Genomic DNA, 21,734 nt, shown 5'->3' with positions numbered 1-21,734 from the left:
GGTCCGACCGGCTCCTCCCCAACACCACCCAATGATCCCAAACATCATGATCAGCATTGGGGAGGCGCGCCGACGTTATTCAGCGGTCTCCTAGAGCGTGCTCGCGCGCAGGGCGCTGCCGCCGTCGCCGTCGCGCAGGTCGGCGAGGGTGTGGTGGGCCAGCTCGACGAGGGTGGTGGGTTCGGCGGCGCCAGCGGTGCGGGCGACGTCGAGCATGATGCCGACGTCCTTGCGCAGCAGTGGTTCGGCGTCGCGCAGTCCGGTGGTGTCGAAACCGGAGCGGGCGAGGGTGGCGGCGGCGAAGCTGCCGCCGCTGCCGTGGGCGAGGACCCGGGCGGCGGCTGCCCGGTCGATGCCGAGGCGGTCGATGAAGGCGAACATGTCGAGCGCGACGCCGACATGGGTGGTGAACAGGAAGTTGTTCAGGGCCTTCGCGACCTGGCCGCTGCCAAGCGGGCCGAGGTGCAGGATCGGGTCGCCGAAGGTCGCGAGGACCGGCCGGCACCGGGCGAGATCGCGCTCGTCGCCGCCGACCATGACGAGGAGCTGGCCGCGTTCGGCCGCCCCGCCCCCGCCGCTGACCGGCGCGTCGAGGATGGCCACCCCCCGCCGGGCGGCGGCCTCGGCGACGTCCCGGCAGGTGTCCGGATGGATCGTGGAGTGGATGGCGATGACGCCGCCGGGTGCCATGCCGGCGAGGACGCCGTCGTCGCGGAGCAGGACGTCACGGACGTCGTCGTCGGCCACGACGCAGATCCCGACGACGTCGCTCGCGGCGCCGAGGTCGGCGGGCGTGGCGGTCACGGCGATGCCGGTGCCGGTGCCGGTGCCGGTGAACGGTCCGACTGAGGCGGTGCGCCGTGCCCAGACCGTGAGCGGGTAGCCCGCCTCGGCGACGCGGCGGGCCATCGGGGCGCCCTGGCTGCCCAGCCCGATGAACCCGACCCTGGTCGTCGGCGCGGGCGGGGCGGTATGGCTCATGCGGCTTCCTTCGCGACGATGACCGCGACCGAGGTTGTCCGTTCGACGCTCACGCGGGTTTGTTCTCTCCGTTCGGCGATCCGCGGCACAGCCGCGAGGGTGCCGGTTGCCGGCCTGGGGCGGCGTCAGGGGACGAGGAGCCACCCCATCGCGCCGACGCCGACGTCCTTGCTGGCCGCGAGCGCGGCCGGCGATACCGGGGCTGTCAGGAACCCGGTCAACCCGTCGAGCAGATCGGCGACGTGCGCGGCGAAGGGCAGCACCTCCTGCCCCTGTGCCCGTGCCCGCTCGCGGTCGGCGGCCGCGTGCACGGCGAACGCGATCGCCTGGCTGATCCGGTGTGTGCGCAGCGGTTCGGGGACATGCTCGAGGAACGACCGGAAACGTTCCTGGAACGCCTTGCTCGATGCCAGGTAGCTGGGCGCGAACTGGGCGAACACCTCGCGGCTGCCGTGGCTGTGCAGGTTGGCGACGAAGCCGAGGTAGTGGCTGCCCTCCTGCTCACCCTGTTCCAGGATCGGCAGCACGTAGCACTCCACCCACGAGCGCAGATCGTCCGGGCGGTGCTGGGCGGCCAGGAGGTCGCGCCGTTCGTGCAGGTAGGGCAGGCGGTACTCGAAGATCGCCTTGATCAGCTGTTCCTTGGTGCCGAAGTGGTACTGGACCGCGGTGTTGTTGGCGCTGCCGGCCGCCGCGGAGATCTGCCGCAGCGACGCCCCGTCGAGTCCGTGCTCGGCGAACAGGGCCTCGGCGGCCAGGATGATCCGTTCCTTGGGCGACGGGGGTACCGGCATGCAGCCATCGAAACATACTGGACATCGTCAGGCAACTGCCTTAGCTTCCATGCATCCGCCTGGAGCTGGGAGGCACATCGATGGGCAATGCCGACGCCGAGCAGACCTACCGCGAGGTCATGACCGTGGAGCCGCCCGCGGCGGTGACTCCGCTGGAGGTAGCCAGCCGGGACTTCGTGTTCGGCGAGGTGTGGAGCCGGCCGGGGCTGAGCCGGCGCGACCGGCGCTGGGTGACGCTGACCTGCGTGGCCGCCGCCGACGCGCCCGGGCCGATCGAGGACCACGTGTACGCCGCGCTCAACAGTGGCGACATCGAGCTGGACGCGATGTTGGAGTTCGTGCTTCATTTCGCCGTCTACTGCGGCTGGCCGAAGGCGTCGCACCTGGAGATGGTCGTCACCCGCCAGTGGCACCGCATCCAGCGGGAGCAGGGACGCGAGCCGGCCCCGTGGCCGGTCCTCGACAACGACGCCCTGGGGCCGAACGACTGGGAGCGGCGGCTCGAACGCGGCGTCCAGGAGTTCGTCGACGTGAACCTCCTGCCGGCACCGTCGCCGGAGACGCCGTACCGCCACGCGGGCATTCTCAACTTCGTCTTCGGCCATGTCTGGCAGCGACCGGGACTCACCCGCCGCGAGCGGCGCGTCATCACCGTCGCCTGTGTCGCCATCGACGACTCGCCGACGCCGCTGGCCACGCACGTCGGCTCCGCCCTGCGTTCCGGTGACCTCACCAGGGCGGAGATGGACGAGATCGTGCTCCAGCTCTGCGCCTACTACGGCTTCGCCAAGGGCGAAGCCCTCGCCGGCGCGGCCCGGGCGGCCGAGAAGTAACGGCCGCCCGCCGGGCACCGTCCGCGGAAGTAGTCCGACGGAGAACTCGACGGGTCGGCTTCGGGCAAGGGCACGGGCGTGGGCGGGCATCGGCGGGCGGCGGCCCCGGCGGCCCTCACGGCGACGCGGGGACCGCCGCCACGGCGTCCACCCACGGGCGCCGGCCGCTGTTCAGAGGCGTGTGATCCATCCGCCGTCGATGAGGATCGTCTGGCCGGTGATCCAGTCGCCCGCCCTGGAGCACAGGAGGAGCAGCGTGCCGACGAGGTCCTCAGGCGGCCCGGACTTCTTCGCCGGGATGCGGGCCTCGATCGCGGCGCGGAAGGGCGAGTCCTTGGGCAGGGAGACATAGCCGCTGTCGTTGGCGACCAGACCGGGGGCGATCGCGTTGACGTTGATCCCGCGCGGGCCCAGCTCGGCGGCGAGATTGATCGTCAGGCCGTGCAGCGCGAACTTGCTGACGCCGTAGATACCGCCGGCCTGGAACGCTCCCGCGGACAGGCCGTTGACGATCCGGCCGCCGCCGCGGGCGGTCATCGACTCGACCACGGCCTGGGTGCAGAGCAGGGCGCCGCGCAGGTTGACGTTCATGACGCGGTCGTAGTCGGCGACGGGCAGGGCCGACAGGCCGTGCGGCGGCAGGTTCGTCATGATCGCGGCGTTGTTGACCAGGATGTCGATCCCGCCGAAGGTGTCCACCGCGGTGGCGGCCATCGCGGTGACGGAGTCGGCGGACGAGACGTCGACCTGGGCCGCCGCGGCGGCGAACCCCTTGTCGGTCAGCGCTTTCGCCGTGCGCTGCGCCGCGTCGCCGTCGAGGTCGGCGACGACGACGGCGGCGCCTGCCTGGCACAGCGCGCCGGCGTAGACCACGCCGATGCCTCCCGCGCCGCCGGTGAGGACGGCGACCTTGCCCGTGAGATCGAACAGCTCCGTTGACGTCATGCCGCCACTAAGTCATGCGCCTGGCATTGAAGTCAACTAACTTCTTTCTAAGTCGACTGCTTTGATGGCGAGAGGGCCGTATGAAGATCGATCGCACTGTTCCGGTCGTCCACCTGCATGTGGGTGGCGAGGCGCGGGCCGCGGGCGCGGGCGGCTCGTTCGAGCACGTCTTCCCCGCGACCGGCGAGATCCAGGGACCCGTCCCGCTCGCCGGCCCGGCCGACGTCGACGAGGCCGTACAGGCCGCGCACGCGGCGTTCGCCTCCTGGCGGGCCTGGAAGCCGGCCGAGCGCAGGCGGGTGCTCGTCCGGCTCACCGAGCTGATCAGGGCACAGGCCGCCGAGCTGGGCCGGCTCTCGGTACTGGACAACGGGATGCCGTACGGCCTGGCCATGCACCTGGCGGGGTCGCTGGCCGCCTGGGGCGAGTACTACGCCGGCTGGGCTGACAAGATCGAGGGCCGGGTGACCTCGGTGCCGGCGCAGGGGCGTGAGCTCGCCTACACGATGCCGGARCCCTACGGGGTGGTCGGGATCATCCTGACCTGGAACGGCCCGCTGATCTCCGTGGGGATGAAGGTCATGCCGGCCCTCGCCGCCGGCAACACGGTGGTGATCAAGCCCTCCGAACTGACGCCGTACACCAGCGAGCACCTGATGCGGCTGGTCCGGGAGGCGGGAATCCCGGACGGCGTCGTCAACCTCGTGCTCGGCGGCCCGGACGCGGGGGAGGCGCTCGTGCGCCATCCGCTCGTGGAGAAGGTCAGCTTCACCGGCGGCCCGACGACCGCCCGCAAGATCCTCGCGGCCTGCGCCGAGTCACTCAAGCCCGCCGTGCTCGAGCTCGGCGGCAAGTCCGCCAACCTCGTCTTCCCGGACGGCGACCTCGACCTGCTCGCCCGCGTCAACACCTCGTCGGTCTTCGAGACCCTGGCCGGCCAGGGCTGCGCGATTCCGTCACGGATGCTCATCCACGAGTCGGTCTACGACCAGGTCGCGGAGAAGGTCGTCGCCCGGGCGAGCGGCCTGCGGTTCGGCGACCCGTTCGACCCGTCGACGAACGTCGGCCCGGTGGTCACCGCGGCCGCCCGCGACCGCATCCTCGGGACGATCGACCGTGCCCGGTCGGGCGGTGCGGGCAAGCTGCTCGCCGGCGGCGGCGCGCCGGACGGCGACCTCACGGGCGGCGGCTTCTACGTCGAGCCGACGGTCTTCGGCGACGTGGACCCCGCCAGTGAGCTCGGCCAGGTCGAGGTCTTCGGCCCGGTACTGTCGCTCATGCGCTTCTCCACCGAGGACGAGGCGGTCGCCATCGCGAACAGCACATACTACGGCCTGGCCTCCTACGTCTACACGCGCGACATCGGCCGGGTGAACAGGCTGGCCGCGCGGCTGCGGGCCGGCGGGGTCTACGTCAACGGCGCTCCGCCGGTGGTCGGCTGCGAGCTGCCCTTCGGCGGGGTGGGGCTCTCGGGCTTCGGGCGCGAGGGCGGCCAGGAGGGCCTGCTCGAGTTCGTCCGCACGAAGGCGGTGGCGATCGCATGACGGTTCCCCTGAAAATGACCGGCGCGGGCGCCGTCGTCACCGGCGCGGGCAGCGGCATCGGCCGGGCCGCCGCGCTCGCGTTCGCCCGGCGCGGCGCCCGGGTCGTGGTCAGCGACCTCGATCTCGACCGGGCGGGCGCCGTCGCGGCTGAGATCACCGCCGCTGGCGGTGCGGCACACGCCCTGCGCGCGGACGTCACGCGTGAGGCCGACCTGGCGGCGCTGCGCGACGCCTGCCTCGAGCGGTTCGGCCGGGTCGACCTCGTGATGAACAACGTCGGTGTGCTCGCCCTGGGAGCGCCCGAGTCGCTGCCCGACGAGGCCTGGCAACGCGTGCTCGACATCAACCTGATGAGCATCGCGCGCAGCAACCGCGTCTTCCTCCCGCTGCTGCTCGCGCAGCGCTCGGGGCACGTGGTCAACACCGCGTCCGCCTCCGGGCTGCTCGCGTACGGGTTCGACCGGCTGCCCTACGTCGCGAGCAAGCACGCGGTCGTCGGGCTGTCCGAGGCCCTCGCCATCTACCTCGGCCCGCACGGGATCGGCGTGACCTGTGTCTGCCCGTCCGGTGTGATGACCAACATCGTGGAGCAGATCACGGTGTACGGCCAGATGACCTCGTCGCCGCGAGCACCCGCGCATCCCGTCGTGCCGGCGGAGACGGTCGGTGAGCTGGCGGCCGAGGCCGTGAGCGATGGCCGCTTCCTCGTCCTGACCGTGCCTGAGATCCACGACGAGCTGGTACTGCGGGCCGGTGACCTGGAGGCCTACCTGCGAGCCCGGATCGCGGAACAGACGGCGTGAGCTGACGACGCGGCGCGGTCCGCCCCCGGGCTACCCATGCCGGCACGGCCTCCCCGGCCTCCCGGCCTCGGCCCGGCCTCTGCCCCACGATCGGTGGTGACCTGAGCGGTCAGAGACTGCCCGGATGCTGGTGACCGACCGATTCGGCCTCGTGCCCGGCGGTCCGAAGCCGGGGTGCCGACCGCTCAGTTCACCGTCCCCTGCCCGTCCAGACGTACTCCGCACGGCTCGCGCTCCGGGTCCTCGCCGCGCGGGCCCGGGTCCGTGAACAGGCCGTCCAGAAGAAACGCCGTGAGCCGTCGAGCGGCGCCATCACGATCGCCTTCCAGGAACTCCGTCCCGACCGCGGTCTCCAGGAGCTCCATGAGGAGTACGAGGTCCATCGGATGCGCGTCCGCGCGGATCTCGCCTCTGGCCTGTGAGGCCCGGAAGGCGGGCGTCAGTGCCTCGATCAGCTGTGTCACGTATTGCTTCTGGTCGCGGGTCGACAGCTCCCGGATAAGCGCGACCAGCGGCCRCATGGAGGCCTGCTCGGACAGCACGGCGCTCAGCAGCTCGCGGAAGTGACAAGGCTCCGTGTCCGCCACCGCCTGCCTCAGCCTGTCGAGATGCTCGGCGATGACGGCCTGACCGAGCGCGTACCGGTCGGCGAAGTGGCGGTAGACCGTCGAACGCCCCAGGCCAGCCCGACTCGCGATCTCCTGGAGCTGCACGACGCGGGGGACCTCGCCCCTGAAGGCTTCCACGGCCACGCGGAGGATGGCGTCACGGTTGCGGTGGGCGTCGGAGCGCTGCGAGATCTGCATCGAGTACCTATCCTGCTACCGTCCGTGTTCGGGTGTCCCGGCAAGGTGGGATCTCGTACCTCTTCTAAGTCCTGTTTTATCCATCTATGGTCCGGTGGCAGGAGAGGTTACCCGGTAGTAGTCGGCGCAATCCAGTCGTACCGGACACCGTGCCCAGGGGCCGGTGAGGCGGCCGACTGGTTTCAGGAGACAACTGTTTGCTGTCGCCGCCGCGGCGGCGACAGCAAACGTGCTCCCGACCTCGGCTGGCGGCGCAGAAGCGCAGGAAGGAGGGTAATGGCCGGAATCGGACCTCGGTCGCGAGGCGGCCCGACCGTGCCATCCTGACCATCTGGCCGGCCCGACCCGATTTCCGCATTCCAGTCTCTGCGCTCGACTGAAGTCCTTCGGCGATGCTCGTCGTCGATCGCCGCGATGATGGCCGTTCCCTTGTCGTTGACGGCCGACTTGTCGCGGCGGATGCTTACCGCGCGGTGCCGCCTCGAGGCGTTCGATCCGCGCTCGACGGCGTGCCGCTGCCCGCAGGCATCCCGGTCAAGGGCCGGAACCGGCTTTCGCGTACCACGTTGGGACGCGAACCACGCGCCTCGGCAATGTCGCCGACGGCCGCGCGCGCCCGGATTACCGGCAGCCAGGCGGACGCCCGGCCCGGATGGTGCACGGGCAACCAGCGGCGGCGTGTGACCGACGCGCTCGCCACGCCCATCCGCCGGCTGACCGGTCAGATCGGGGCCGGAATCCTCGACGACCCGGTGATCACTCCTGGAATGTGGGACGGATGAACTCCGCCCCGACGCCGTCGTCGGCGACGCACATTCCGTGCGGCTTCCACATCGGCCCCTGGAACGCCACCAGAGGACCGCGACCTCACTCGCGAGAATCCTGCCGATGACCACATCGACGCCTTCCGTCGCCGCCAGGCGGTAGCTTTCTCTCCTTTCTGAAGAACGCGAGACGTGGGCTACGGGTCGCCGCACCGACACGTCCATGAATGCGGAGAAGCGCGAACCGGCCCCGTCTCACGGCTGGCCGGCGAGTTGGACAGGCTTTGGAGGACGGGAATGTCTAGGGTTCACATGGCTCCGAACGGCGGTCGGGTGACCGTGGACGACGCTGTGCTCGTCCCGCTGCCCGAACAGCTGGCCGTACGTGCTCGAGAAGAACCGGCCCGTATTGCGCTCACCTTCGTCGACTACGCCGTCGACCGGTCCGGAACCGCCACATCGTTGACCTACGAACAGTTATTCGGCCGAGTCTGCGCGTTCTCGGCCCGGATCGCCGCCCGCCAGCGGCGGGGATCCCGGCTGGCGATCGTCGCCCCGCAGGGCCTCGACTATGTGGTGGCGTTCCTCGGCGCGCTGCGGGCCGGCATCATCGCCGTCCCGCTGTTCCCCCCCGACCTGCCCGGGCACTCCGGGCGGCTGGACGCCGTCTTCGCCGACTGCGAGCCGGCGGGTGTCGCGACCACCTCGGCGGCGCTGCCGTCGGTGCGCGCGTTCCTGGAGGCGCGGCGCCGGACGGCCGGCGTCGTCGTCATCGACGAGCCCGGTCTGGACGGGACGGCGGACGCCGGTACCCGCGGCCCCGCCCGGACGGTCGGCCAGGCGCCGCCGGTCGCGCTTCGCGCGGAGGACCTTGCCTACCTGCAGTACACCTCCGGCTCCACACGGTCGCCGGCCGGCGTGCTGATCTCCCACGGCAACATCGCCGCCAACGCGGCCCAGGCCGCCGCCGCCTACTTCGACGGCCGCGCCGGGCTGACCCTGGTCAGCTGGCTGCCGCTGTTCCACGACATGGGGCTGGTCCTCGTCGTCGGGGGCTGTGTCGCCGGCGGCTACCCCGCCGTGTTCATGGACCCGGGCGCCTTTCTCACCAAACCCGTCCGATGGCTGCGGCTCCTGTCGTCCAGCCCGGGCGCGGCCACGTTCGCCCCGAACTTCGCCTTCGACTTCTGCGCCAGCCGGATCTCGGCCGAGGACGCCGCCGGCCTCTGGCTGGGTGATGTCGCGACGATGGTCAACGGTGCGGAGCCGGTCCAGCCCCGCACCCTCGACCGCTTCGCCCGCAGGTTCGGTCCCCAGGGGCTTCGCCCGGAGGTCATCCGGCCCTCGTACGGCCTCGCGGAGGCGACGGTGTACGTGTGCGGGTCCGCCGAGCCCGCCGCGGCCCGGGTCCTCCAGGTCGACCAGGAGTGGCTCGGAGCCGGCCAGGTGATGCCGGCGTCCAGGAGCGGCCGCGCGGGCGAGCCGCCGGGAGAGCCCCACGGCCTGGTCTCGTGCGGCCGCCCGGTCGGGCAGCTGGTCGCGATCGTGGACCCCGCGACGTCGCGGGTGCTCCCGGACGGGATGGTCGGGGAGATCTGGGTCCACGGGCCCAACGTCGCCCATGGGTACTGGCGTAACCCCGAGCTGTCCAGGACGACGTTCGGGCAGCTGCTCGCCCCCGACCTGGGCGGCCCGGCCACGCCGGGCCGCGGCGCCACCGTGGGCGAGCGGGCCGGCGACCGGCCGGTGGGCCCGTGGCTGCGCACCGGCGACCTGGGCGTCCTCGACGGCGGGGAGCTGTTCGTCACCGGCCGGTTGAAGGATGTGATCGTCATCGACGGCCGCAACCACTACCCGCAGGACGTGGAGGCGGCCGTCGAGGACGTGCACGAGGCGTTGGGCCGTCACCGCACCGCCGCCTTCTCCGTGCCCGGCGACGACGGCGAACGGGTCGTCGTGGTCGCGGAGATCTCCCGGCGGGCCCTGGACGGGGGCTGGGACCCGGCGACCGTCGAGCAGGCGGTCCGCGGCGCGGTCTCCGATCGCCACGGCCTGGCGGTTCACGACGTCGTGCTCACCAGGCCTGGCTCCGTCCCGCGTACCACCAGCGGGAAGATCGCGCGGCGCGCCAGCCGGCAGCGTTACCTGGCCGGCGGGTTCTCGCGGGTGGGGAGCGCGTCGTGACGGGACGACGCGAACTGACCGAGGCGGAGCTGCGGGCCTGGCTGACCCGCGAGGTCGCCCGCCTGCTCGGCGTGCAGGCCGAGGCGGTCGGCGAGTTCCAGCCGCTCGGCGAGCTGGGGCTCGCGTCCCGCGACGCGGTCGCGTTGGCCGGCGAGCTGGAGGACCTGCTCGACATGGCCCTTCCCGCCACGCTGGTCTGGGAGAACCCGACCGTGGCCGCCATCGCCGCGCGGCTGGCGGCGCTCGGTGCCGGCGCCAGCGCCAGCGCCGGCGCCGGCGCCGGCGGTCACTACGGCGTGGGCGGCGACGGCGTGGGCGGCGACGGCGTGGGCGACTCCGGGCGCCACGCGGCGGCGGTCCCGAGCGCCGAGCCGGTGGCCATCGTCGGCATGGGCTGCCGGCTGCCCGGCGGCTCGGCCGACCCGGAGGCGTTCTGGGACTTCCTCACCCGCGGCGGCGACGGCATTCGCGAGGTGCCGGCCGACAGGTGGGAGCCCTTCGTCGCCCCGGGATCCGCGTCGGCACTGGCGCTGGCGGGCCTGAGCCGTCTCGGCGGCTTCCTCGACGACGTCGCCGGCTTCGACCCGGGATTCTTCGGTATCGCGCCGCGCGAGGCCGAGCTGGTGGACCCCCAGCACCGGCTGCTCCTCGAGGTCGTGTGGGAGGCGCTGGAGAACGCCGGCGTCCCGCCGGAGTCGTTGCGCGGCACGTCGACCGGCGTGTTCGTCGGCCTGAGCCTGGTCGAGTACGCCCATCTCACGGCGTCGGACCTGAGCCGCGTCGAGGCCCACACATCCACCGGCGCGGCCATGTCGCTCGCCGCCAACCGGATCTCCTATACGCTGGACCTGCGCGGCCCGTCGATCGCCCTCGACACCGCCTGTTCGTCGTCACTCGTCGCGGTGCACACGGCCTGCGCGAGCCTGCGGGCGGGGGAGAGCGCCGTGGCGATCGCCGGCGGGGTCAACCTGCTGCTCGCCCCGGCGGTCTCGGCCGCCTTCGCGTCGGCCGGGCTGCTGGCCCCGGACGGGCACTGCAAGGCGTTCGCGGCGTCCGCCGACGGGATAGCGCGCGGCGAGGGCTGCGGCGCGATCGTCCTCAAGAGGCTGTCCGACGCGCGGAGCGACGGCGACCGGATCTGGGCCGTCATCCGCGGCTCGGCGGTGAACTCCGACGGACGCTCCAACGGCATCACCGCGCCGAACCCGCGCGCGCAGGAGGCGGTCCTGCGCGCGGCCTACCAGGCGGCCGGCGTCGACCCGGCCGAGGTCGACTACGTCGAGGCGCACGGGACGGGAACGCCGCTGGGCGACCCGATCGAGGCGGCCGCTCTCGGCGCGGTCGTCGGCGCCGGCGCCGGGCGCAAGGCCGACCGTCCGCTGCTGATCGGGTCGGTCAAGACCAACATCGGCCACCTGGAGGCGGCGGCCGGCATCACCGGCCTCATCAAGGTCGCGCTCGGCCTGACGCACGGGATGATCCCGGCCAGCCTGCACTTCGACGCGCCGAGCCCGCACATCCGCTTCGACGAGGCCGGGCTGCGGGTCGTCACCGAGCCCCGCCCGTGGCCCCGCGTCGCCGGGCGGCCGGCCCAGGCCGGCGTCTCGGGCTTCGGTTTCGGCGGGACCAACGCCCACGTCGTCCTCCAGGAATGGGCCGCCGACGGGCGGACCCCCGCTGACGCCCCGACGCCGGACGACCCCGCGACCGACCCGGTGAGAACCCTGCTGCTGTCCGGCGCGAACCCGGCCAGGCTCCGGCGGCAGGCCGGCCGGCTCGCCGCCTGGCTCGACGAGCCGGCCGGGCGGATCGCGCGGCCGGCGGACGTCGCCGCGATCCTGGCCCGCCGGCACTCCTACGACGCGCCGGTGAGCGCGGCCGTCGTCGGCCGGACCCGCGGCGAGCTCGCCGACGCCCTGACGGCGCTCGCGGACGAGGTCGACACCGCGACCGTCGTGGCCCCGGCCGCGCCGGGGCGGTGCCCAGCGCGGGGCGGGGCGCCGGGCACCGTCTGGGTCTTCTCGGGCCAGGGCTCGCAGTGGGCGGGCATGGGCCGGCGGCTGCTGGCGGCCGAGCCGGACTTCGCCGTCGCCGTGGACTGGGTCGAGCCCGTCCTGCGCCGCCGCACGGGCCGCTCGCTGCGGGCCGCCCTGACCGGCGACACCCCGTTCGAGGGGCTCGAGGCGACCCAGCTGGTGCTGTTCGGGACGCAGGTCGCCCTGGCCCGGCTGTGGCGCGCGCGTGGGCTGGAACCCGCGGCCGTCCTCGGGTTCTCGATGGGCGAGGTGTCCGCGGCGGTGGTGTCGGGCGCGCTCGACCTCGACAGCGGCGTGCGCGTCATGGCCACCCGGGCCCGGCTGCTCGCGTCACTGGAGCACGGGGACGGCGGCGAGCTGGCCATGGTCGAGCTGTCCGACGCCGAGTGGGACACGATCGCCCCCCACTTCCCGGACGTCGCGGTCGCCGTCCACACCAGCCCCACGCAGCGCGCGGTCGGCGGGGACCCGACGCAGCTGCGGGCGCTGTGCGCGCGGCTCGAGGCGATGGGCCGCCCCGTGTTCCCGATGCCCATTCCCGGGGGCGCCCACTCGAGCGCGGTCGACGTCCTGCTCGCCGAGCTGACCGGTGAGCTGTCCGACATCACCGGTCGGCCGCCGTCCGTGGCCTTCTACGGCACCACCCTGGACGACCCGCGGGAGCCGCCCGCCTTCGACGCCGCCTACTGGGCGGCCAACGCCCGGCGGCCGGTCCGCTTCGCCCACGCCCTGGCGGCAGCCGGCGCCGACGGCCACGCCACGTTCCTGGAGGTCTCCCCGCACCCGATCGGCGCCCGGGCGGTGCGCCAGACCCTCGGGGCGGCGCGCGTCACGGTCGCCGGAACGCTGCGGCGCGGCACCGATGACCGGCTGACGTTCCGAGCCAACCTGGCCCGGCTCGCCCTGGCCGGCGGGGACGCCGGCGCGCGGGCCGCCCTGTCCCGCGAGACCGCGGGCCCCGCGCCGACGAGGCGGGCCCCCGAGCCGCCCACGGCCGCGTGGGACCGCCAGCGCTACTGGTTTCGCCCGACCGCCGCGCGGCGGCCGGCGGCTGGTGCCGGCCATCCGCTGCTCGGGCAGCGCGTGGAGCTGCCCGAAGGCGGCCGGCACCTGTGGAGCGCGGACGTCGGGACCGCCGCCGTGGGGTGGCTCGCCGACCACACGGTGCACGGCGCCCCGGTGCTGCCGGGCGCGGCGCACGCCGAGATCGCCCTGGCCGCGGCCACGGCCGTGTTCGGCTCGCCCGACGTCGAGGTCAGCGACCTGGAGATCCACCGGATCGTGCCGCTGGCCGACCGGACGACGATCACCGTCTCGCTGCGCGTGACCGATTCCGGCGGCACGGTCGACGTCCATACCAGGCCGGCCAGGTCGAGCCACTGGGTCCGCTGCGCGACGGCGACGGTCGCGCTGGCCGGGCCCGACGCCGGCCTTCAGCCTGGTCCGGACGCGGACGCGGACGCGGACGCGGATGTGGATGTGGGCATGGGCGTGGACGCTGACGCGCCCGCGGTCGGATCGAACGCGCTGGGCGGCGGCGACGGGCTGCCCGTTGACGTCTACGCGGCGTTCGAGGCGGTCGGGCAGCGCTACGGCCCCGCGTTCGCCGGGGTGAGCGAGGCACGGTGCGGCGTGTCCGGCGGGCTGGGCGTGGCCCGCGGCCGGGTCCGCCTGCCGGACGCGGCGACCGGGCATCCCCTGCTGCGCGCGCATCCGGCGCTGCTGGACGCCTGCCTCCAGACCCTCGCCGCGGCCGCCGCGGGACTCCTGCCGGCCCAGGACGATCGCGCCCTCTACCTGCCGGTGGGGATCGGCCGGCTGTGGGTCGGCGCGGCCCAGCCGCGGGAGGGGACCTGCCACGCGACGCTCGCGCGGGCCGGGACCGACGACGCCGGTCTGGTCGGCGCGGTCCGCCTCGTCGGCGACGACGGCGCCGTCCTGCTGGCGGCCGACGAGATCTACCTGCGCCGCCTGCACCGCGACGACGTGCCGGTCGCGCTGGAGTCCATGCTGTTCGAGTCCCGCTGGGAGCCGGCGCAGCTCGCGTCGCCCGCGGCCGGCGACGGCCTGCCGGATTCCGGCGCGGGGCGTCGCGAGGACTCCGTCTGGGTCGTGGTGACGCCGATGCCGCCCGACGAGGGTCTCGCCGCCCGGCTGGTGGCCCGGCTGGGGGAGGCCCACGGCACGGTCGTCACCCTCGCGCTGGACGACGCGCCGGCCCTCGCGGCGGCGCTGGCCGTGCGGGCCGCGCGCGGCGACGCCGCCGGGATCCTGCTCCTCGTCCCCGACGACGCGGCGCCGGCTGAGACGCACAAGGACGACGCGCCCGCTCCGGCGGCCGGCGTGCCCGGCCTGGTCACCGAGGCGTCCGCCCTGGTGGCGGGGGCCGCCGCGCTGGCCAGGGCTGTGCTGGAGGCCGGGTTCGCGTGGCCGCCCCGGCTGTGGCTCGTCAGCCGGGGCGCGGCGGTGGCCGGCGCCGGCGAGGCCGGCCGGCCCGGGCCGGCGTCGCTGCGTGGGCTGGTGCGGGTGCTCGCGTTCGAGCATCCCCTGCTGCGGGCGACGCTCGTCGACCTCGACCCGGCCGGCGACCCGCTGCCCGATCTGCTGGCCGAGCTGGCCGCCGACGCCGCCGACGACGAGGTCGCGTGGCGTGGCGGCCGGCGGCTGGTGGGCCGCCTCGCCCGGGCGGCGCTCGCGGCCGCCCCGGCGGCCCGGCCCGCCGGGCGGAAGCTGGTGCGTCCCGAGGCGTACGTCGTGACCGGTGGCCTCGGTGGCCTCGGGCTCACCCTGGCCGGCCGGCTGGCCGACGGCGGGGCGGCCCGGCTCGTGCTCGGCGGCCGGCGCCGGCCGTCCGCCGACGTCGAGGCCGCGCTGGCCAGGCTGCGCGCCGGTGGGCGCACGGACGTCGTGGTGCTCAGGGGCGACATCGGGCGGCCGGGAACGGCCGAGCGCCTCGTCGCCGCGGCCACCGCCGGCGGGACGCGGCTGGCCGGCGTCGCCCACGCCGCCGGAACGCTGGTCGACCAGGCCCTGCTGACCCTCGACCGCGACAGCCTCGAACGGGTCTGGGCCCCCAAGGTCACCGGTACCTGGCTGCTGCACCAGGCCACCGAGCACCTCGACCCCGACTGGTGGCTGGTCTTCTCGTCGGCCGCGGGACTGCTGGGCTCGCCGGGACAGGCGTCGTACGCGGCGGCCAACGCCTGGATGGACGCGTTCACGCGCTGGCGGCGCGCCACCGGACGGCCGGCGACGAGCATCCAGTGGGGCGCCTGGTCCCAGGTGGGCCGGGCGGCCGGGACCACGAACCCGCTGCTCGAACCGCTGTCGCCGGCCGCCGGCCTGGAGGCCCTGGAGGCCGTCCTCGCGTCCGGCCGGGACGTCACCGGCGTGACCCGGCTGTCGCCGGAGCGCGCGATCCGGCTGCTGCCGGAGATCGCCGGTGCCGCGTACTTCGGTCCGCTGCTGGCCGAGGCCGGCCCCGGGGACGGCGCGCGGGACGGCGCGCGGGACGGCGCCGGCGACGACGGCTGGCCCGGCGCCGCCGCGCTGCGGTCGGCCGACCCGGTGGTGGCCCGCGGCATGCTGGCGGCCAGGCTGCGCACCCGCGTCGCCCAGATCATGGGTTTCCCACCGGACCGGGCCGGGCTGGTCGACCCGGACGTCCCGCTGACCGAGCTCGGCCTCGACTCGCTGATGGCCGTGCGCGCACGGGGCGCCGTCGAGAGCGACGTCGACGTCGTGCTGCCGGTACGCCTGCTGCTGCGGGGGGCGAGCCTGGCCGATGTCGAACGCCACGTCGCCGCCGAGCTGGGCCTGCCCGAGGCCGTCGCCGGTGACGGCCGGGTTGACGGTGACGGCTGGGCTGACGGCGGCCGCGACGGCGGTGGCCCTCGGCGGGCGGCGGCCGCGGCCCGGGGCCGTGGCTACTACATTCCGCCCCGCGACCCGACCGAACGCTGGCTGGTGGTCCTGTGGGAGGAGGCGCTGGGCCGATCCCCGATCGGCGTGACGGACGACCTGGCCACCGCCGGCCGGGACGGTGAGCCGCCCGGTCGGGCTGTCGCCGCCGTCGTGGCCGCCGTGGCCGACCGGCTCGGCGCCGACGCGGCGCCGGGCGCGGGACCGCTGCTCGCGGCCGGCACGGTCGAGCGGATGGCGAACCTGCTGCGCGAACGGCTGGAGGGCAACGGCGGGAACCCGCTGCGCGTCCTGCGCGCCGCCGGCCCCGGGACGGGCGGGGAGCGGCCCGGCGGGGACGGCCAGCGTCCGCTGTTCCTGTTCCACCCGGCCGGCGGCCCGACCAGCGTCTACCACGCGCTCGTCTCGCGGCTGCCGGCCGGCCCGCCGGTGTACGGCCTGGAACGGCTCGATGACCTGCGGGACGTCGAGACCAAGGCCGACCGGTACCTGGAGATCATCCGGGAGGTCGCACCGGCCGGGCCCTACCGGCTGGGCGGCTGGTCGTTCGGCGGGGTCCTCGCCTACGAGGCCGCGCGGCGGCTGGTCGCGGCGGGCGAGACCGTCGAGGTCGTCGCCATGATCGACTCGATCCTCCCGCTGCCGGTCGCCTCCGGGGACGCCCGCGAGCTGGTGGTCGAGCGGTTCCGCCGGTTCGCCGCCTACGTGAGCGAGACCTACCACGTCGACCTGGACCTGCCCTACGACGAGCTGGCCGACCTGGACGAGGACGCCCAGGTCGAGCGGCTCGGCCGGCTGCTCGCCTCCTCCGCGATCGCCATGACCCCGGGAGTCCTGGAGCACCAGCGCACCTCGTACGCGGACGCGCGGATCGCCGAGCGCTACCAGCCGCGGCCGTACGGCGGCAGGGTCGTCCTCTTCCGGGCGGCGTCGGCCCACCGGGTGACGGTAGCGCTGGACCCTCGCTACGACCGGGCCGAGGCCGCGCTCGGCTGGGACTCCTACTGCTCCGACCTCGACGTCGTCGTGGTCCCCGGCGACCACACGTCGGTCATCGACCCCCCGGCCGTCGGCCTCATCGCCGACCACCTCGGCGTCGTCCTGGCCGGTCCCCGGCCCGCCGGCTGACCGGCCGGGACGACACCCATGGCCCGACAACCTCCCGCTCTGGTCCGTCGGCGGCTGCCGCCGCGGCTCCCGGAACGGCCGCACGGACGGAGAGGCAGGAATGCCCGCACGGTTACGGACACGGGGGCGGCTCGCCATGGCCGCCGCGGCGGTCGCGGTCGCGGTGCCCGTCGGCCTGGGTGGCGCGCCGCCGGCCGCCGGGGCGTCCGCGGCCCCGGCCGCGCCCCGGACCCCTGGAACGCCGGTCGCCCCGGTGGCCCAGGTCAACCAGAGCGTGAACGGCGGTGACAACGCCAGGACGGGGACGGTGCCGGACACCGCCGCGCTCGGCGTTCCCAACCCGGGCACAGTGCCCGTCGTCGGTCTCGCCACGGCGACGGCCGACGACGGCGCTCGGGTCCTCTACGAGACCCGCGTCGACGCCCGCACGATCGACCTGATGGTCAGCTCGCCCGCCCTCGGCGGCGCGGCCCCCGTCCGGCTGATGCTCCCGGCGGCCTGGGCGTCCGACCCGGACGCCCGGTTCCCCGCGCTGTACCTGATCCACGGCTGCTGCGAGAAGGCCGACTACCAGTCCTGGTCCCTTTACACCGACGTCGAGACCCTCACCGCCGACAAGAACACGCTCGTCGTCATGCCCAGCGACGGGTCGGCCGGGTTCGGGACCAACTGGTGGAACTTCGGCGTGCCGAACAAGGGCTGGAACTACGACACCTTCCTCGCCACCGAACTCCCGCAGATCCTGCGCGCCGGATACCGGGCGTCCGGGCGCGCCGCGATAGCCGGCGCGTCGATCGGCGGCTACGCGGCGGTCGCGCTGGCGGCTCTGCACCCCGGCCGGTTCGCCGCGGTGGCCTCCTACAGCGGCCTCCTCAACACCCAGTCGCCGGTGGTGAGCACCGAGATCCTGGGGATTCTCGTCCGCGAGGGCCGCAACCCGCTGGCGATGTGGGGCGACCCGGCGTTGCTCGCGCTGCAGTGGCTCTACACCAACCCGGCCGCCCAGCTCTGGAGGCTCACGAACGTCGGCCTGTTCGTCTCGGCGGGCAACGGCAACCCCGGACCGCTGGACCCGCCGGGCCGGGAGAGCGATCTCCTGGACGCGATCACCCTGGCCAACAGCACCACGTTCGTCAACCTGGCCCGGCTGGGCGGGCTGAAGCCGACCGTCGACTTCTATGGAGCGGGCACCCATTCATGGCCGTACTGGAATCGCGAACTCGCCCGGTCGTGGCCGGTGCTGGCGGCCGGGCTGGGACTTCCGGCGACCTGACCGGCCGTCCGGGCGGCCCCGGGAGGACCAGGACGGCCCGTCGGACCGGGCTGCTGCTGACGGTCGCGCTGGTCGCGTTCGTCACGGCGCTCGACAACACCGTCGTGAACGTCGCCCTGCCGTCGATCGAGCGTGACCTGTCCCTGTCGACGACCGGCCTTGAATGGGTCGCGACCAGCTACATCCTGGCCTTCTCCAGCCTGCTGCTGGCCGGCGGCCGGCTGGCCGACCTGTTCGGGCGGCGCCGCGTCCTGGTGGTCGGCCTGGTCGTCTTCGCCGCCGGGTCGGCGCTGTGCGGCCTCGCCACCTCCGGCGCCGGGCTGATCGCCGCCCGGGCGGCCCAGGGCGCGGGCGGGGCCTGCGCGCTCCCGGCGACGCTGGCGATCCTGGCCGTGGACCTGGACGGCCGCGACCGCGACGTCGGCGCGGGGGTGCTGACGGCGGCGATCGCGGCCGCCCTCGCGCTCGGGCCGGCGGTCGGCGGCGCGATCAGCCAGTACGCCCACTGGAGCTGGATCTTCTTCGTCAACATCCCGGTCTGTGTGGTGACGCTGGGGCTCGCCCTCTGGGCCGTTCCGCCGTGGCGCCGGCGATCCGGGCGGCGGGCGGGCCTCGACGTCGCCGGGATCGCGACGTCCGGGTTCGCGTTGCTCGCCCTCACCTGGGCCCTCGTCGAGAGCGTCAACCTCGGGTTCACCTCGCCGCGCATCGTCACCGCCTTCGCCCTGGCGGCGCTGGCCGGCCTGGCGTTCATCGCGGTCGAGAAGGCGGCGGCCGACCCGATGCTCGACGTGGGCCTGTTCCGTTCACCGGCCTTCTCCGGTGGCACGGCGTCGCAGATGCTGTGGGGTCTCGGGGTGAACGGCGTCTTTCTGTTCACATCCCTGTACCTGCAGCACATCCTCGGTTTCAGCCCGGTCGCCGCCGGGCTCGCGTTCGTGCCGCTGGCCGTCGCGCTGGTCCTGTGCGTGCCGGCGACCGAACGCCTGGTCGCCGCGTGGGGCGCGCGGGTCACGGTCGCGGCCGGCCTGGGCATGGTCGCCTGCGGCCTCTACCTGATCGCGCGGGTGGGGCCGGGCGCCTCGTACGCCGACCTGCTGCCGGGGCTGTTGATCATCGGTTCCGGTTCGGCCCTGACGACCCCACTGACGTCGGTCATGCTCGGCGCCGTCGACCCGGCTGGAGCCGGGATGGCGTCGGCCGTCCTCAGTACGGCCCGGGAGGTGTCCGGGGTGCTGGGGGTGTCGGTGACCGGGGCGATCCTGCTCGCCCGGCAGCGGGCGGTCGTCGGCGACGGCGGCGGCGTGGTGGACGGTTTCGTCGCCGGCTACTCCCGTGGGCTGAAGGTGTCGGCCGGACTCGTCGCGCTGGGCGCGCTCATCAGCCTGGCCACGCTGGGTGGCCGGCGCGGGCCGGGCCGACACCGCCGGGCGCGGTCCGCGCCGGCCCGGCGGCGGGTCCAGCCGCGCCCGGCCGGGTGGCGAGGGCGTGAGCCCGTCACCCGGCATCGTCAAAGAACAGCCATTCGGGAATCCTGACCCCGCTCGAGCGTGCCGTCTCGGTCTCTCGAAAACCGCCAGCCAACCAGAACGAAGAAATCCTCCGCGGTCCCGGGCCAATGCGGTTCTTCGTGTTGCCATCCTCGCCGGGCCATCCACGGTCGCGAGTAGCGGAACGTCGCCGACGAAGGTTCTCGCGCATGTTCTCCATTCGCTTGACACTCCGCGTTCCCGGCTTCCATGATGTGGATGTCATCCAGGTTACCGGTCGGTACGCTCCTTCTCGAATGCGCGTTCGAGGCGTTCGCGGCCATTGTGCGGTGACCGGTCGTGGCCCAGTGATGTGCCGCGCCCGGACCCGGCCGCGGGCGTGAACCCATTCGCGTTCCTCGGCGTGCTCAGGCAGGCCGGAACCAAGTCTGATCCCCAGTGCGCAGGCATCCTCTCCAAGTCCGCCGTGCGCACACCTTTCGACGGGAGAAACAAACCACATGACATTCACGCCGGCACGCGTCCGTACTTCCCTGAGATCTCACTTACCCGGCCGGCGGCGCCGGTCGGTGTCGCGGGTACTGCTCGGCATGTTCGTCGCGGTGCTGGCGTCACTGATGGCGTACGGGACCACGGGCGTGGCGCTGGCGGCCGGGAGCGCCGGCGGCGACGTCCGTGCCGCCGTCACACCTGTTCCCGGCCCGGCGGCCGACCTGTCGCACCCGTTGACCGGAGGGAACGGCCCGTTCATCGGGACGGCGATCCCGGTGGACCTGAACCAGGCCGGCTATGTGCAGCAGGAGTACGCCGCGTCAGGCACGGCCACGTCGTACCGGGCCGTCGGCTCGCTCGCCGGGAACGGCCGGTGGACGTTCGCGCCCAACGGGACCGCGCCGTACAACACCCGGGTGCTGGTGCGCCGACCGGCGGACCCGGCGAAGTTCAGCGGCAACGTCCTCGTGGAGTGGCTCAACGTCAGCGGCGGCGTCGACGCCGACCCGGAGTGGGCGAACCTGTACGAGGAGATCACCCGGCGCGGTGACGCCTGGGTCGGTGTGTCGGCCCAGCGGATCGGTGTCGAGGGCGGCCAGGTGCTGGTCACGGTGCCCGGCGCGGGTTCGGATCTGGCCGGCCAGGGCCTCAAGAAGATCGACGCGGCCCGCTACGGGTCTCTCGCGCACCCGGGCGACGGGTTCGCCTTCGACATGTTCACCCAGGTCGCCCGCGGCCTGCGCGCCGGCGCGGCCCTCGACGGGCTCCACCCGCAGCGGATGATCGCGGCGGGTGAGTCGCAGTCGGCCTTCGCGATGACGACGTACTACAACGGCGTCCAGCCGCTGACCCAGGCCTTCGACGGCTTCTTCGTGCACAGCCGCGGGGCCGCGGGGCTGCCGCTGGTCGGTGCCGGGCAGAGCGCGGACCTGACCGGTGCGCTCTTCAGCGCGTCGACCACGTTCCGTACGGACCAGAACGCGCCGGTGTTCGACATCCAGACCGAGTCCGATCTGACGGGGATTCTCAACTCGGTGGCGGCGCGCCAGCCCGACAGCGACCGGTTCCGTCTCTGGGAGACCGCCGGCACCTCTCACGCCGACGCCCATCTGCTCGGATCGAACGCTGCGGGCATCGACTGCGGAGCGCCCATCAACAACGGCCCGATGCACCTGGTCGCCAAGGCGGCCTGGCACGGGCTCACCACCTGGCTCACGACAGGCCAGGCGCCGGCGACCGCGCCACGGATCGACATAAGCCAGTTCCTGATATTCCGCAGCGTCAAACGCAACGCCGACGGCATCGCGACCGGCGGAATCCGTACTCCACTGGTAGACGTCCCGGTTGACATTCTGTCCGGCGACCCCGGGCCCAACCTCTCAGCGATCTGCCTGCTGCTCGGTACCACGAAACCGCTGTCGGCGACCCGCCTGGCCCAGCTCTATCCCAACCGGGCCGAATACCAGCGCCGCTACGCCGCCAGCGCCGACGCCACCATCGGCGCGGGATTCGTACTCAGTGACGACCGCCCCGCGCTGATCGCCTACTCCCAGCCGAACCGCATCCCCAGCTGACCACCGAAAGCACCTGACCTCGCCGCCCTGACCGTGACCTCACGCTGCCAGCCCCGCCCGGCGGGGCTGGCAGTGACTGCTTCACGGCCACCGCGAGCGGCTACTTCACGTTCGCCGGAAGAGACAAGTCCGCCATCGTGCACTGGTCGGGGTTCCCGGACGGCGG

12 protein-coding genes are annotated in these 21,734 nt (G+C 73.9%); 8 read left to right on the top strand and 4 right to left on the bottom strand.

All coding sequences use genetic code 11. The features are described 5' to 3' along the window. Window positions 1-90 precede the first annotated feature (90 nt). Together BL253_RS04385 and BL253_RS04380 are read right to left on the bottom strand one after the other, a co-directional pair. The gene (locus tag BL253_RS04385) at window positions 91-981 is read right to left on the bottom strand and encodes an NAD(P)-dependent oxidoreductase (RefSeq protein ID WP_076813696.1); all 891 of its coding nucleotides are present in this window, start codon (window positions 979-981) and stop codon (window positions 91-93) included. A 125-nt stretch (window positions 982-1,106) separates the two neighbouring features. Further along, window positions 1,107-1,775 carry a TetR/AcrR family transcriptional regulator gene (locus BL253_RS04380; RefSeq protein ID WP_076813694.1) on the bottom strand — a complete coding sequence of 223 codons (669 nt, stop codon included), beginning with the start codon at window positions 1,773-1,775 and terminating at the stop codon, window positions 1,107-1,109. Between the two features lie 80 nt (window positions 1,776-1,855). On the opposite strand from BL253_RS04380, the gene BL253_RS04375 reads away from it, so the two are divergent. Then, on the top strand, window positions 1,856-2,608 hold the full coding sequence (locus BL253_RS04375) for a carboxymuconolactone decarboxylase family protein (RefSeq protein ID WP_076813692.1): 753 nt from the start codon (window positions 1,856-1,858) through the stop codon (window positions 2,606-2,608). Window positions 2,609-2,779: 171 nt separating this feature from the next. Here BL253_RS04375 and BL253_RS04370 read toward each other — a convergent pair whose 3' ends face one another. Continuing rightward, the gene (locus tag BL253_RS04370; protein ID WP_076813691.1) at window positions 2,780-3,553 is read right to left on the bottom strand and encodes an SDR family oxidoreductase; all 774 of its coding nucleotides are present in this window, start codon (window positions 3,551-3,553) and stop codon (window positions 2,780-2,782) included. A gap of 80 nt (window positions 3,554-3,633) precedes the next feature. On the opposite strand from BL253_RS04370, the gene BL253_RS04365 reads away from it, so the two are divergent. Further along, complete coding sequence (locus tag BL253_RS04365) at window positions 3,634-5,097, top strand: aldehyde dehydrogenase family protein (protein WP_076813689.1); 1,464 nt, start codon at window positions 3,634-3,636, stop codon at window positions 5,095-5,097. Continuing rightward, a complete protein-coding gene (locus BL253_RS04360; RefSeq protein ID WP_076813687.1) occupies window positions 5,094-5,900 on the top strand; it encodes an SDR family oxidoreductase in 807 nt (268 codons plus the stop codon). The genes BL253_RS04365 and BL253_RS04360 overlap by 4 nt, the downstream gene beginning before the upstream one ends. A gap of 185 nt (window positions 5,901-6,085) precedes the next feature. Here BL253_RS04360 and BL253_RS04355 read toward each other — a convergent pair whose 3' ends face one another. Next, a complete protein-coding gene (locus tag BL253_RS04355; RefSeq protein ID WP_076813686.1) occupies window positions 6,086-6,706 on the bottom strand; it encodes a TetR/AcrR family transcriptional regulator in 621 nt (206 codons plus the stop codon). A 1,097-nt stretch (window positions 6,707-7,803) separates the two neighbouring features. Between BL253_RS04355 and BL253_RS04345 the strand changes: the two genes are divergently transcribed. From BL253_RS04345 to BL253_RS04325, 5 genes are all read left to right on the top strand, one after another. Continuing rightward, window positions 7,804-9,654, top strand: coding sequence for a fatty acyl-AMP ligase (locus BL253_RS04345; RefSeq protein WP_241834508.1), 1,851 nt, complete (start codon window positions 7,804-7,806; stop codon window positions 9,652-9,654). Continuing rightward, window positions 9,651-16,739, top strand: coding sequence for a type I polyketide synthase (locus BL253_RS04340; RefSeq protein WP_076813681.1), 7,089 nt, complete (start codon window positions 9,651-9,653; stop codon window positions 16,737-16,739). Before BL253_RS04345 ends, BL253_RS04340 begins: the two co-directional genes overlap by 4 nt. Window positions 16,740-16,839: 100 nt before the next feature. Beyond that, on the top strand, window positions 16,840-18,012 hold the full coding sequence (locus tag BL253_RS04335) for an alpha/beta hydrolase (protein WP_076813680.1): 1,173 nt from the start codon (window positions 16,840-16,842) through the stop codon (window positions 18,010-18,012). Further along, the gene (locus BL253_RS04330; RefSeq protein WP_241834507.1) at window positions 17,937-19,550 is read left to right on the top strand and encodes an MFS transporter; all 1,614 of its coding nucleotides are present in this window, start codon (window positions 17,937-17,939) and stop codon (window positions 19,548-19,550) included. The genes BL253_RS04335 and BL253_RS04330 overlap by 76 nt, the downstream gene beginning before the upstream one ends. Before the next feature lie 452 nt (window positions 19,551-20,002). Continuing rightward, window positions 20,003-21,568 carry an alpha/beta hydrolase domain-containing protein gene (locus BL253_RS04325; RefSeq protein ID WP_076813677.1) on the top strand — a complete coding sequence of 522 codons (1,566 nt, stop codon included), beginning with the start codon at window positions 20,003-20,005 and terminating at the stop codon, window positions 21,566-21,568. The last annotated feature ends 166 nt before the right edge of the window (window positions 21,569-21,734 follow it).

The organism is Pseudofrankia asymbiotica (assembly GCF_001983105.1).
GTDB lineage: Bacteria > Actinomycetota > Actinomycetes > Frankiales > Frankiaceae > Pseudofrankia > Pseudofrankia asymbiotica.
This window is presented reverse-complemented; position numbering and strand designations above follow the sequence as displayed.

Bases quoted from the DNA above. Each gene is read 5' to 3' on its own strand.
- BL253_RS04385 (WP_076813696.1), bottom strand. From the start codon at position 981: ATGAGCCATACCGCCCCGCCCGCGCCGACGACCAGGGTCGGGTTCATC.
- BL253_RS04380 (WP_076813694.1), bottom strand. From the start codon at position 1,775: ATGCCGGTACCCCCGTCGCCCAAGGAACGGATCATCCTGGCCGCCGAG.
- BL253_RS04375 (WP_076813692.1), top strand. From the start codon at position 1,856: ATGGGCAATGCCGACGCCGAGCAGACCTACCGCGAGGTCATGACCGTG.
- BL253_RS04370 (WP_076813691.1), bottom strand. From the start codon at position 3,553: ATGACGTCAACGGAGCTGTTCGATCTCACGGGCAAGGTCGCCGTCCTC.
- BL253_RS04360 (WP_076813687.1), top strand. From the start codon at position 5,094: ATGACGGTTCCCCTGAAAATGACCGGCGCGGGCGCCGTCGTCACCGGC.
- BL253_RS04335 (WP_076813680.1), top strand. From the start codon at position 16,840: ATGCCCGCACGGTTACGGACACGGGGGCGGCTCGCCATGGCCGCCGCG.
- BL253_RS04330 (WP_241834507.1), top strand. From the start codon at position 17,937: ATGGCCGTACTGGAATCGCGAACTCGCCCGGTCGTGGCCGGTGCTGGC.
- BL253_RS04325 (WP_076813677.1), top strand. From the start codon at position 20,003: ATGACATTCACGCCGGCACGCGTCCGTACTTCCCTGAGATCTCACTTA.